At 41.6% G+C, this 12,326-nt stretch carries 14 protein-coding genes; 12 read left to right on the top strand and 2 right to left on the bottom strand.

The features are described 5' to 3' along the window. Positions 1-216: 216 nt before the first annotated feature. The 6 genes from A3M5_RS0120610 (at position 217) to rlmD (ending at position 6,148) form a co-directional block, all read left to right on the top strand. A complete protein-coding gene (locus A3M5_RS0120610; protein ID WP_018395668.1) occupies positions 217-597 on the top strand; it encodes an OsmC family protein in 381 nt (126 codons plus the stop codon). A gap of 82 nt (positions 598-679) precedes the next feature. Next, on the top strand, positions 680-1,738 hold the full coding sequence (cax, locus tag A3M5_RS0120615; protein ID WP_018395669.1) for a calcium/proton exchanger: 1,059 nt from the start codon (positions 680-682) through the stop codon (positions 1,736-1,738). 19 nt (positions 1,739-1,757) lie between these two features. Beyond that, positions 1,758-1,937 carry an SE1561 family protein gene (locus A3M5_RS0120620; protein ID WP_018395670.1) on the top strand — a complete coding sequence of 60 codons (180 nt, stop codon included), beginning with the start codon at positions 1,758-1,760 and terminating at the stop codon, positions 1,935-1,937. A 378-nt stretch (positions 1,938-2,315) separates the two neighbouring features. After that, entirely contained in the window at positions 2,316-3,830 is a 1,515-nt protein-coding gene (locus A3M5_RS0120625; RefSeq protein ID WP_196803598.1) for a fumarate hydratase, read from the top strand. A 130-nt stretch (positions 3,831-3,960) separates the two neighbouring features. Further along, positions 3,961-4,716, top strand: coding sequence for a delta-lactam-biosynthetic de-N-acetylase (pdaA, locus tag A3M5_RS0120630; RefSeq protein ID WP_018395672.1), 756 nt, complete (start codon positions 3,961-3,963; stop codon positions 4,714-4,716). Between the two features lie 64 nt (positions 4,717-4,780). Next, entirely contained in the window at positions 4,781-6,148 is a 1,368-nt protein-coding gene (rlmD, locus tag A3M5_RS0120635; protein ID WP_018395673.1) for a 23S rRNA (uracil(1939)-C(5))-methyltransferase RlmD, read from the top strand. Between the two features lie 368 nt (positions 6,149-6,516). On the opposite strand, the gene A3M5_RS0120640 is transcribed toward rlmD, so the two are convergent. Beyond that, complete coding sequence (locus tag A3M5_RS0120640) at positions 6,517-7,437, bottom strand: TIGR01777 family oxidoreductase (RefSeq protein WP_018395674.1); 921 nt, start codon at positions 7,435-7,437, stop codon at positions 6,517-6,519. Between the two features lie 82 nt (positions 7,438-7,519). On the opposite strand from A3M5_RS0120640, the gene recX reads away from it, so the two are divergent. From recX to A3M5_RS0120655, 3 genes are read left to right on the top strand one after another with little or no spacing between them, the layout of a single operon-like run. Continuing rightward, positions 7,520-8,311 (top strand): recombination regulator RecX, encoded by a 792-nt coding sequence (gene recX / locus A3M5_RS0120645; RefSeq protein WP_018395675.1) that lies wholly within the window; start codon positions 7,520-7,522, stop codon positions 8,309-8,311. A gap of 32 nt (positions 8,312-8,343) precedes the next feature. After that, positions 8,344-8,661, top strand: coding sequence for a YfhH family protein (locus A3M5_RS0120650; protein ID WP_018395676.1), 318 nt, complete (start codon positions 8,344-8,346; stop codon positions 8,659-8,661). A gap of 16 nt (positions 8,662-8,677) precedes the next feature. Further along, on the top strand, positions 8,678-8,947 hold the full coding sequence (locus A3M5_RS0120655) for a YfhJ family protein (RefSeq protein ID WP_018395677.1): 270 nt from the start codon (positions 8,678-8,680) through the stop codon (positions 8,945-8,947). On the opposite strand, the gene A3M5_RS0120660 is transcribed toward A3M5_RS0120655, so the two are convergent. Continuing rightward, positions 8,944-9,933, bottom strand: a complete 990-nt coding sequence (locus A3M5_RS0120660) for a metal-dependent hydrolase (RefSeq protein ID WP_018395678.1) — start codon at positions 9,931-9,933, stop codon at positions 8,944-8,946. The genes A3M5_RS0120655 and A3M5_RS0120660 overlap by 4 nt on opposite strands. 94 nt (positions 9,934-10,027) lie before the next feature. Between A3M5_RS0120660 and mutY the strand changes: the two genes are divergently transcribed. From mutY to A3M5_RS23390, 3 genes are all read left to right on the top strand, one after another. Beyond that, positions 10,028-11,116 carry an A/G-specific adenine glycosylase gene (gene mutY, locus A3M5_RS0120665; protein ID WP_018395679.1) on the top strand — a complete coding sequence of 363 codons (1,089 nt, stop codon included), beginning with the start codon at positions 10,028-10,030 and terminating at the stop codon, positions 11,114-11,116. Further along, positions 11,113-11,859, top strand: coding sequence for an enoyl-[acyl-carrier-protein] reductase FabL (gene fabL, locus A3M5_RS0120670; protein WP_034298791.1), 747 nt, complete (start codon positions 11,113-11,115; stop codon positions 11,857-11,859). The genes mutY and fabL overlap by 4 nt, the downstream gene beginning before the upstream one ends. 94 nt (positions 11,860-11,953) lie before the next feature. Then, the coding region (locus A3M5_RS23390) for a gamma-type small acid-soluble spore protein (RefSeq protein ID WP_018395681.1) at positions 11,954-12,326 on the top strand (373 nt) is incomplete at its 3' end.

Raw genomic sequence — 12,326 nt, forward strand, 5'->3', positions numbered from 1 at the left:
TCCTTTTGTAATTGAGAATGAAGATCAACTTCAGAAAACACGTTTATCATTAAAAACCTTTAATGATAAGGCATATCAATTAGAATAGATTCATTTTTACTTTATAATTATTATAATGTAAATTGATTATATCATATAAATTATACGATGCAAGCAATTTTAGTTGGCGCAATTGCGTCGATTGGATAGAATAAAAATGAAAAAGGAGTGTTTAATATGGAATTTAAAATGAAAGAAAGTGGATTTACCGCTGAATTCCCTTATGGAAAACTTGATATTTCAGGAGACGAGGAGCACGGGTTTCGTCCATACCAGCTGCTAGTATCATCTGTAGCCGTTTGCAGCGGTGGTGTTTTACGCAAAATTTTTGCAAAGCAGCGTATTGAGATCGAGGATATTACAATTCAAACAGACGTAAAGCGTAATCCTGATAAAGCAGATCGAGTAGAAAAAATTTCAGTTCATTTCATTATTAAAGGGACAGGGTTGAAAGAAGATAAAGTAAAAAAAGCGCTCGCATTAACACGGAAAAACTGTTCAATGGTCCAATCCGTTATCCCAGCGATTGAAGTGGAAGAAACATTCGAGATAAAATAATGGTTTTTTTGTGTAAGAAAAGTAAATGGTGGGTAATGATAGATGGATAGGCTACTTACTTTGATTCATGGAGAGTGAGATTATGGGGAAAATATTTGCTGCATTGATTGTGGTCGGTGTGCCGCTCACGATTGCGGGGTCACTTCTGCACTGGCCAAGTGTCGCCATGTTTATTATTTGTAGTGCAACAGTTATTGCGCTATCGAGCTACATGGGTCGGGCGACAGAAAGTTTAGCAATTGTTGTCGGACCGCGTATTGGCGGACTATTAAATGCAACATTTGGAAATGCGGTTGAACTTATTATTTCTATTTTTGCGTTAAAAGCAGGGCTGGTCGGAGTTGTACTTGCTTCATTGACTGGTTCCGTGCTTGGAAACTTGCTTCTTGTTGCCGGGTTATCCTTTTTCTTGGGCGGCTTGAAATTTAAGAGACAGACGTTCAGTGTACATGATGCACGGCACAATTCAGCCTTGCTTATATTTGCGGTTGTTGTCGCATTTGTCATCCCAGAAATTTTTTCAGTAACGATGAATGAAACAAAAACATTAAATTTAAGTATTGGGATTTCAGTAGTCCTGATCGTTTTATATCTCGCAGGGTTATTTTTTAAACTTGTTACGCATCGTGGTGTGTATGCGGCGCTTGAAGGAGACACGGGCACAGCGCACGAAGAAGTGCCAGAGTGGGGCAAAAAAAAAGCAATTGGTATTTTGCTTTTGGCGACTGCTGCCGTTGCATACGTAGCGGAAAGTCTTGTCCATACGTTTGCAGCAGTCGGGGAACAGTTCGGCTGGTCAGAGCTTTTCATTGGGGTCATTATCGTCGCGATTGTCGGAAATGCAGCTGAGCATGCATCGGCGATTTTAATGGCAATGAAAAATAAAATGGATGTGGCAGTTGAAATTGCGGTCGGATCTACGCTACAAGTCGCAATGTTTGTAGCACCAGTTCTTGTCTTAATTTCACTTTTATTCCCGACACCTATGCCGCTTTTATTTACGATTCCAGAGCTTGTTTCAATGATTACAGCCGTTTTTCTCGCGGTCAGTATTTCAAATGATGGGGAAACAAATTGGTTTGAGGGGTTGACACTCCTCGCTGCATACTTCATCATGGGAATCGGTTTTTACTTGTTGTAAAAGAAGGGAAGATACTCATTTGGAGCCTATCAATGATAAAGAAACACAAGTTGTGTATTTAAAAAAACGATTGAATATTTTCATGGAAGTGCTGGATTCGATTGATCCAGAAGAAACGGAAGTGGAAGATATTGACCGCTTAATTGGGATGATCAATGACATTGAATTGAAATGTGAACAATTCCGTATACGCGGGTAAATAAGGAACGCCTCAAAACTGGTCCGGTTTTGAGGCGTTTTTGTATGAATGGTCAAAAATGTAATTGAGTGGTCAGAAAACAAGATGAGTGGTTAAAAATGTGATTGAGTAATCAGAAATCAATCACTTAATAGCACCTTCACTATTACTATGATATCCAGTTGCAATGAAGGTTTTTACATGACTTACAAGTCTTGCTAATAAAGGCATTGCGACAGAATAATGCGTACGTAGCCTTCGATTTTGTGAAAAAAGAGGTGGCTGAATTTTCTTTTAAACGTGTCGGAGGAGCGATATAATAGAAATATTGTTAACATTTTAAAACATAAGAATTCTTGAGGAGGAACTAAAGTGAATCACGAACAGTTACAGCAAAGTATGTATACGTTGATTGTGGAAACATCAACAAATCTTCCAAAAGATGTCCGACGTGCGGTGAAAGCGGCAAAAGAACGTGAAAATGCAGGCACGCGTGCGGCAATGAGTCTGGATACGATTACAACGAATATTAAAATGGCAGATGATAATATTTCACCAATCTGTCAGGATACGGGCATGCCGACGTTCAAAATTAAAACACCGGTGGGTGTAAACCAGATTCAAATTCAAAAAGCGATTTATGCGGCAATGGAGCAGGCAACGAAAGACGGAAAACTTCGTCCAAACTCGGTTGATTCATTAAATGGTTCAAACAGTGGGAATAACCTTGGCCTAGGGACTCCAGTTATTAAGTTTGAACAATGGGAAGAAGATTATATCGATGCACGTCTTATTTTAAAAGGCGGCGGCTGTGAAAACAAAAACATTCAATACAGCTTGCCATGCGAACTTGAAGGAATCGGCAAAGCAGGACGTGACCTTGACGGTATCCGAAAATGCATTATGCACTCCGTTTATCAGGCACAGGGGCAAGGCTGTTCAGCTGGATTCATAGGTGTTGGCATCGGTGGCGATCGTTCCTCAGGCTATGATCTAGCGAAAACACAGCTGTTCCGCGGTGTGGATGATGTGAATGAAAATGAAGACTTGCGCAAACTAGAAGAATACGTGATGACGCATGCGAATGAGCTTGGCATCGGTACAATGGGATTTGGCGGCGAAACGACTTTGCTTGGCTGTAAAGTGGGTGTTATGAACCGTCTGCCTGCGAGCTTTTTTGTATCTGTTGCATATAACTGCTGGGCGTATCGCCGTCTCGGTGTATCCGTTAATGCGGAAACAGGTGAAATTAACGAATGGTATTATCAGGACGGGGAAGACGTATCATTTGATACAGCACAAAAAGAAGAGCAGGAAGTAAAATCGGAAAGCCGTGTTGTCACATTACAGGCACCGATTACAGAAGAACAGATTCGCGATCTTAAAGTTGGCGATGTCGTGAAAATTAACGGCATGATGTACACAGGACGCGACGCAATACATAAATATTTAAGCACAAATGATTCACCTGTTGATTTGAATGGGCAAGTGATTTATCATTGTGGACCGGTTATGCTGAAAGACGCAGAAGGACAGTGGCATGTGAAAGCAGCAGGCCCGACAACGTCGATCCGTGAAGAGCCTTATCAAGGTGACATTATGAAACGATTCGGCATCCGTGCAGTTATTGGCAAAGGGGGCATGGGTCCGAAAACGTTGAAAGCACTTGGCGAGCACGGTGGTGTTTATTTGAACGCAATCGGCGGCGCGGCGCAATATTATGCGGACTGCATTAAAGGCGTAGAAGGTGTCGACTTAATGAACTTCGGTATTCCAGAAGCGATGTGGCACCTGCGCGTTGAAGGATTTACAGCTGTTGTCACAATGGATTCACACGGCAACAGTCTTCATGAAGAAGTCGATAAATCTTCACTTGAAAAATTGGCGAAATTTAAAGAACCCGTATTCGCTTAACATGGAAGTCCCGGCTACGCGCCGGGGCTTTTTTGTATACGGGTGTGAACAAATACCTTTTCCTGTGATAACTTTCCACGCATTCACTATCTCTATTCCGTGCATCATATAGAAAAAAGGTGGTGATGTAATGCGGCAAATGATTTTCTTTCTCCTATTTATGTTTATGTTGCCAGTTATTGTCGTATCATCAGAAGCGATTCACTGGGGATTTCAGAAAGGAATGGATGGGAAGCAGGCAGAGGCCGGAAAAAACTTGGATGACATATTGGCGAAATACGATTCTTTTTACAAAGGAAGCCCGGATGAAAAAGTTCTCTACTTAACGTTTGATAATGGATATGAAAATGGGCATACGAAAACGATTCTGGATACACTCAAAAAAGAAAAAGTGCCTGCTGCTTTTTTTATAACAGGCCATTACGTTGAAAGCGCACCTGATTTAATCAAGCGAATGGTAAAAGAAGGTCATATCGTCGGCAACCATTCTTGGCATCATTACGATTTAACGTCAGTGCCCAACAGTACATTGATTGAAGAGTTGAAGCTGGTCGAAAAAGAAGTAGCACGGATGACAAAGCAAAAAAAGACAAAATACGTTCGACCACCGCGTGGAATTTTTTCTGAAAATGTATTGAAAACGGCGCAAAAAGAAGGGTATACGCACGTCATGTGGTCAGTTGCTTACGTGGATTGGTATGCAGATCAGCCAAAAGGAAAAAAGTATGCATATGATGAAATCATGAAGCAAATTCATCCCGGTGCGGTTATATTGCTTCATAGCGTGTCTAAAGATAATGCGGAAGCATTGCCTGATGTTATTCGTGATTTAAAGAAACAGGGATACAAGTTTCGATCACTTGATGAACTAGCCGGTGCACGATGACCGGCTTTTTCCTATTCTTTTGATTGCACCCCGTCTGTGATAAAGTATCAAAGAGGTGAAAAACATGAATAATCAAACAGAAATGAAAACGGGGCAAACGTTCCCGCTTACAATAAAACGTCTTGGCATTAACGGAGAAGGCGTCGGCTATTTTAAACGAAAAGCCATTTTCGTACCGGGAGCTTTGCCAGGCGAAGAAATTACTGCAGAAGCGACAAAAGTCATGCCAAAGTTTACAGAAGCACGTATTAAAAAGCTGCGTAAAAAATCGGCACATCGCGTCACGCCTCCTTGTCCGGTCTATGATCAGTGCGGCGGCTGTCAATTGCAGCATCTTGATTACAGCGCACAGCTTGATGAAAAGAAAGCGATTCTTGTACAGGCATTTGAGCGGTACACATCATTGAATATTGCCGATTTGAAAATAAACGATACGATCGGGATGAATGATCCGTGGCGTTACCGCAATAAAGCTCAGTTTCAAACAGGTGTTCATAAAGGAAAAGTGATTGCGGGTTTATACAGTCCGAATTCGAACAAACTCGTTGATATTCCGAAATGTATCGTTCAACACAATGTCATTGATGAAACGATTCAAATGGCTAAACAGCTTATGAACGATTTATCGATTCCGGTCTACAGCGTAAAACAAAAACAAGGTGTAAAAACGATCGTTGTGCGGGCTGGAATTGAAACAGGCGACGTACAGGCAGCAATTGTCACAGGAGATAAAACATTCCCGAAAGCTGTTCTTTTTGCAGAAGAATTAATGAAGCGTACGTCGGCAGTGAAGTCCGTTGTACATAACGTGAACCCGGGTAATACACATCTTGTCTTCGGTGACGTCACAAAAACGATTGCCGGAAGCGATACGATTGCTGAAAAATTAGGTGAGTTTGAATACGACTTATCAGCTCGTGCCTTTTTCCAGCTCAACCCAGTACAAACTGTCAAACTGTATGACGAAGTGAAAAAAGCAGCGAATGTTTCTAAGACGGATAAAATTGCGGATGCGTATTGTGGTTCGGGGACAATCGGTCTCTGGATCGGTCGGGAGGCATCGGAAGTGCGTGGTATGGATACGATAGCCGAGTCGATTGTAGATGCCCGTGCGAATGCGAAAAAGTATGGAGTGAAAGCAACGTACGAAACCGGTCCGGCCGAAAAGTGGCTGCCAAAGTGGAAGCAGCAAGGCTGGGTGCCGGATGTGTTAGTGACGGATCCACCGCGAACAGGCCTTGATCGTAAACTTATTCAAACGATTAAAGATGTGAAGCCAAAAACATTTATTTATGTCTCTTGTAACCCGTCTACACTCGCCAAAGATCTTGCGGAACTCGGCAGCGTATATAAAATTGAATGCATTCAACCAGTTGACATGTTCCCGCAGACGGCTCACGTTGAAGCAGTTGTCACGTTAAAAAGGAAATAATGATTCACGTGATTAACCTTTTTCATTCTTGCGGGTATTGATATTAAGATCGTCAGCCCAGCAGTCTAATATTAATTTATGAAAAGCAGTGAATAGGAAAAATGTGGATAACAATGGTGTGAATTTTCTGAGTTTTCCCCACAACTAACAGGCTTATCCACAGGTTATGCATAAGAATATCCACAATTTTGACGAAAACTGTCATTAATATAATAGCTATTCTGATTTCTGTCCACATTATCCACAAAATTCGGAAGTTATTTGTGCACAGGAAGAATGAAGGTTTAACTATAGTTTCAAATTAAAAAGAACTGTTTCATAAGTCGCTGAAACAGTTCTTTATCGTCTATTGAAGGCAATATGAGGATCTATTTATGTACGCTTCCTTTGTAAAGATCATCGAGCGCTCCCCTAACGAGTGGGAATTTAAATTGAAAGCCTGATTGCAACAATTTTTCTGGCAGTACTTTTTGACCGTCTAAAATCAAGGTACTCATTTCGCCGAGTCCTGCTTTTAGTGCTAGAGCAGGAATGAATAACCAGTGTGGCCGGCTAAGCACTTTCGCGAGTGTTTTGCCGAGGTCGTTCATATGGACTGGATTTGGAGCGGTCACATTAAGTGGTCCTTGCAAGGACTCATTTTCTCCAGCAAAACGAATAGCACGGACGACGTCATTTACATGAATCCATGACATCCATTGGTGACCAGTCCCGATTTTTCCACCTACAAAGAGCTTATAAGGCATGGCCATTCTTGGTAGTGCACCATCTTCTGTCCCTAAAATGATGCCGAATCTTGTTAAAACGGTACGGATACCAGCTTTGTCTGCTTGAATCGCTTCTTCTTCCCACATATTAACGGTATGCGCTAGAAACCCTTGCCCTAAGGCAGGTGATGTTTCTTTAAATGTTTCAGTATCGGCAATCGGATAAATGCCGATTGCGCTTGCATTGATGAGGACGGCTGGTTTTTTTGGCAATGACGTCATAATACGGATAATTTCTCTCGTCGATATCATTCGGCTATCCAAAATGCGTTTTTTTCGTTCATCTGTCCAGCGACCGCTGTTAAGTGATTCACCGGCGAGGTTAATAAATATGTCAATCCCATGCAGCTCATTTTCAGGTTCAGCACCATCTGACAGCCATCTTACGTAATGAATGTGGTCTCTTTCTTTCTTATTGTCCGTGTTTCGCGTTAAAATATAAACATCGTATCCATTTTGAATGAGTTCTGCAGTCAATTTTTTGCCGATGAATCCCGTGCCGCCTGCAATAGCTGCTTTCATTATGAACCCTCCGTTTCTTATATTCTTATATTACCTGATTCAGAAGGAAACAAACAAAACAAATGTGCTGGGGGGAGTATATATGCCTAAAATCACGAAAATATCTGTTCAGCAAAAACGGACAGACCGCTATAATATAGAAGTTGATGGAGATTATGCGTTTAGTATCGACGAAGCAGTGTTAATGGAATTTAATCTTCGAAAAGGAAGCGAAATAACGAAAGCAGAAGTTGAAGAAATTCAAATTCGTGATGGTGTTCGAAAAGGATTGAATGCCGCCATTAACTATTTATCGATCCGCATGCGCTCCGAAAAAGAAGTACTCGATTATTTGAAGAGAAAAGAAGTGGAGCAGGATGCGGCTGAAGAAATTTTATCGCGTCTTCGCTTAATGAGTTATCTGAATGATGAACAGTTTGCGGACGCTTTTGTTAAAACGCAAATTCAAACGACTGATAAAGGTCCTTATCTCATTCGGCGTGAATTGAAAGAGAAAGGGATCAATGAAGAAATAGCATCAAATGCAATGGAACAGTTTACAGAAGAAGAACAAATTGAAAAAGCGACGAAGCTTTATGAAAAACAGCTAAAAAAATATAAAAGAGACTCGGCTTTTTTGCAAAAGAAAAAGGCTGAAGAACAAGTGATGACGAAAGGGTATTCTACTTCGATTATGAAACAAGCGGCATTCGCGACTTCGCCGGATGAGGAGCAAGAAATGGAAGCGCTTATGCATCAGGCGGAAAAAGCCCACCGCCGCTATCAATCATATAAGCCATCAGAGTACAAACAAAAAATGAAGATGGCTTTATACCGAAAAGGCTTTGATTTTTCGGCGATTGATCAAGCGATTGAAAAGCTGCAAGAAGAATAATGTTATCTGGATTTAGAAAGGAAGTTATTTAGATGGAAAATGAAAAACGATATAGCGAAATGGTAGAAGTTGAATTAAAACAAGAAATTGCGCGTTTAAGAGAAAAAGCACGAAAGGCAGAGCAATTGGGCATTGTGAATGAGTTCGCCGTTTATGAACGGCGTGCGACAATGGCGCAGGCGTATTTGTTGAATCCTGATGAATTTAAGCCGGGCAAACTGTATGAATTAAAAACGGATCCAGGTCAGTATTTTAAAGTGGAATATATGAATGGTGTCTTTGCATGGGGTTACCGCATGAGTGGCGATGGAAAAGAAGAAGGCATCCCGATTTCATTATTAAATAAATAAAAGGAGTGAATTATACATGGAAGAAATATTTCGAAAATTAACAGAGCGGCTGCTTGATACAAACAGCCGTTTGTCTGCTGCCCGTGCCCGCACATGGGTCGAACTTCTTTGGGAAGACTTTGAGACGACGTATGCGAAGGCGGGTTATGATTATAAAGGGAAAGAAGCGACCGAAAAAGTCGTCACGCAGTGGATCGACAATTACGGTCCTAAGCTACATGAGTTTGTAGCGCGCAATCCAAAATATAAGCATCTGCTTGATGGTTCAGGCGACGTGACATATTAATTTTGATCGAATTGTGGAAATGTGAGCTTTTTACGAAGTTTTTCTTCACTGAAAATCCAGCCGGTATAAGAACCGATAATTTTATAGTCAAAGTCGAGCTGTACGATGGCAACGAACGGATAATAGCCGTTGTTCCGATAGCGTAGATCGATAAACTTCACCTCATAACAGTCGTTATATTCGGCGACTTCCCACCGATAAACAGGTGAAAAGTGAAGAAATGCGTCGAGATTGGCATCCTTTTTTGCTGCTTCAAATAAAACCGATTCGGGCACTGGAACCCGCTTATATTTGTCGAGAATGGTTACGGAACGGCGGTAGCCTCGAGCAACATAAAAGTGTTCAAGCGATTTAACAGCAATACGCCATTGGTTAAAGCGGATCGTCGGTGCAATAATAATTTCCTCCGCATCTGGAATAAGACGGCGCACTGCATTCCGAACGGCGCTTTGCATTTGAAAGCGTAAAATATAATAACCGATTAAGATCGCATAAATGACCATAAACGTGTAGCCGGGATGAAGACCGAATGCCCATAAGAACAAGCCGATTATATGCATCGTAAAAATGAATGGGTCAAATGTGTTAATGACTCCGAGCGCGACCCAACGTGGTGAAAATGGTCTAAGTGCCTGTGTTCCGTACGCATTAAAAATATCCACAAACACGTGTAAAAAGACGGCAATTTGTGACCAGAGCCATAAGTGAAGTACATTGACGTCTGGAAAAATGAAAAACAATACACCAGTAATTAAAAGCGGCCAGAGCACCACAGCGGGAACAGAATGTGTCGCACCGCGGTGATTGCGAATGTAAACGGCATTATTACGAAGTTTTAAAAGTGTATCTATGTCAGGTGCCTGTGACCCAATAACTGCTGCTGTCATGACTGCATACTTTGTGGCGGGATCAGCAGTGACGATCGGGTCAAGCGTGGCAATTCCACAGAGCGCAAAACCCATGACGATATGAGTACCTGTATCCAAAAAGGCAGCCTCCTTTACTCTGAAAAAATGTATACACATGTTATTCCCAATTGTTAGTCTATTGTAACATGTCGAAAAGCGAGGGACATTCAATATGTCAGAAAACCGTGCAATACAAAAGATGAATATTACCAAATTTCAACAAGATCTCGTCAATTGGTATGAAGCAGAGAAACGAGATCTTCCATGGCGGCATGAACGCGACCCATATAAGATATGGGTATCTGAAATTATGTTGCAGCAAACTCGGGTTGATACAGTCATTCCATATTTTAACCGGTTTATGGAACAGTTTCCGACAATCGATGCACTTGCCGGAGCAGATGAAGAAGATGTCATGAAAGCATGGGAAGGTCTCGGTTATTATTCCCGTGTTCGCAATTTGCAGTCTGCGGTAAAAGAAGTAGCTGAGAGCTATGGTGGCATTGTGCCGGAAAAGAAAGAAGACTTTTTATCATTAAAAGGTGTTGGCCCTTATACAGGAGGGGCTGTTCTAAGCATTGCCTACGGACTTCCGGAGCCGGCAGTGGACGGCAATGTTATGCGTGTCATCTCAAGACTGCTCACCATTTGGGATGATATTGCGAAACCATCAACACGTAAAATTTTTGAGCGTGCTGTTGAAGAGTTAATGTACAAAGAAAATCCATCTTCATTCAACCAAGCATTAATGGAACTGGGTGCGATTATTTGTACACCGACATCGCCGTCCTGTCTCTTATGCCCGGTACAAAACCATTGCCAGGCATTTGAAGAAGGTGTGCAACGAGAACTGCCAGTTAAAACGAAAAAGAAATCAGATAAAAAAGTTCACATGGGAGCGGTCGTTTTGACGACAAACGATGGTCGTATATTAATCGAAAAACGACCGGAGTCAGGACTTCTCGCTAATTTGTGGCAATTTCCGAACATGGAATTGCCAGCTGGAACGAACCCACGACGTATACTCGAATCATTTATAGAAACGGAGTATGGTGTGAAAGCGAAAGTGAATACGGAGAAAGCCACGGAAATTACACATGTGTTTTCCCATTTAACGTGGAATATTGATGTGTATACAGGGATTATTGAAGGCGAAGTTGAAAAAAAACGGTCGAAGTTCGTTAAAGAAGAAGAAGTGGAATCATTTGCTTTTTCAGTATCACATCAAAAAATATGGAAGTATGTGAAAGGACAGGGATGATGAAAACAGCACTAGTAACGGGATCCAGCCGTGGCATTGGCAAAGCAATTGCGATTGCACTGGCAAAACAAGGCTATGATATTGTCGTCAATTATGCGCGAAGTAAAACGGCGGCAGAAGAAACAGCGAAAGAAATTGAAGCGCTGGGCCGTCGTGCCTTAGTCATTAAAGCGAATGTCGGCGATGTCGAGAAAATCAAAGGAATGTTTGAAACGATCGAGCAGGAATTTGGCCGTTTGGACATATTTATTAATAACGCAGCATCAGGTGTTCAACGTCCAATTATGGAACTGGAAGAAAAACATTGGGACTGGACGATGGATATTAACAGTAAAGCGCTTTTATTTTGTGCAAAAGAAGCCGCAAAGATGATGGGAAAAAGCGGTGGTGGTTCAATTGTCAGCATCAGCTCACTTGGTGCGATCCGTTATTTGAAAAATTACACAGCGGTTGGGGTGTCAAAAGCAGCGGTCGAAGCGTTGACACGTTATTTATCGGTTGAACTTTCGCAACAAAATATTGTAGTCAATGCTGTATCTGGTGGTGCCATTGATACGGAAGCGCTGATGCATTTTCCGAACCGTGACGATATTTTAGAAGATGCCAAACAAAATACACCGGCGGGTCGAATTGTCGAAATGGATGATATTGTGCAGACGGTATTGTTTTTAATTTCACCAGGGGCATTTATGATTCGGGGCCAGACCATTATTGTCGATGGAGGCCGCTCATTGCTTGTTTAAATTTTCAAGAATAATTTTTAGCCAATACGGTCAAGATAGTCAATATGTGGAGAAAAAAACATGATGACAAAATAACCGTAAAGGTGGAAACATAATGAATAATAACTGTAACAAAACAAAAGCCGGTACGAACATTAACCATGTGAAAAAACAAAATACAGCATCGAATGTAAATCAGAACTACTCTGCAGAATTTGCATCTGAAATTACACAGCAGTCGGGGCGTTCAAAGCAGCATTACTCTGCAGAATTTCCACCTGTAATTACACAGCGTTCGGGGCATTCAAATCAGAACTACTCTGCAGAATTTGCATCTGAAATTACACAGCAGTCGGGGCGTTCAAAGCAGCATTACTCTGCAGAATTTCCACCTGTAATTACACAGCGTTCGGGGCATTCAAATCAGAACTACTCTGCAGAATTTGCATCTGAAATTACACAGCAGTCGGGGCGTCCAAAGCAGCATT

The organism is Bacillus sp. 37MA (genome assembly GCF_000372765.1).
GTDB lineage: Bacteria > Bacillota > Bacilli > Bacillales > Domibacillaceae > Domibacillus > Domibacillus aminovorans.

Excerpts from the sequence above, each read along its gene's own strand:
- A3M5_RS0120610 (WP_018395668.1), top strand. The coding sequence starts at position 217 with ATGGAATTTAAAATGAAAGAAAGTGGATTTACCGCTGAATTCCCTTAT.
- cax (WP_018395669.1), top strand. The coding sequence starts at position 680 with ATGGGGAAAATATTTGCTGCATTGATTGTGGTCGGTGTGCCGCTCACG.
- A3M5_RS0120625 (WP_196803598.1), top strand. The coding sequence starts at position 2,316 with ATGTATACGTTGATTGTGGAAACATCAACAAATCTTCCAAAAGATGTC.
- pdaA (WP_018395672.1), top strand. The coding sequence starts at position 3,961 with ATGCGGCAAATGATTTTCTTTCTCCTATTTATGTTTATGTTGCCAGTT.
- rlmD (WP_018395673.1), top strand. The coding sequence starts at position 4,781 with ATGAATAATCAAACAGAAATGAAAACGGGGCAAACGTTCCCGCTTACA.
- A3M5_RS0120640 (WP_018395674.1), bottom strand. The coding sequence starts at position 7,437 with ATGAAAGCAGCTATTGCAGGCGGCACGGGATTCATCGGCAAAAAATTG.
- recX (WP_018395675.1), top strand. The coding sequence starts at position 7,520 with ATGCCTAAAATCACGAAAATATCTGTTCAGCAAAAACGGACAGACCGC.
- A3M5_RS0120650 (WP_018395676.1), top strand. The coding sequence starts at position 8,344 with ATGGAAAATGAAAAACGATATAGCGAAATGGTAGAAGTTGAATTAAAA.
- A3M5_RS0120655 (WP_018395677.1), top strand. The coding sequence starts at position 8,678 with ATGGAAGAAATATTTCGAAAATTAACAGAGCGGCTGCTTGATACAAAC.
- mutY (WP_018395679.1), top strand. The coding sequence starts at position 10,028 with ATGTCAGAAAACCGTGCAATACAAAAGATGAATATTACCAAATTTCAA.
- fabL (WP_034298791.1), top strand. The coding sequence starts at position 11,113 with ATGATGAAAACAGCACTAGTAACGGGATCCAGCCGTGGCATTGGCAAA.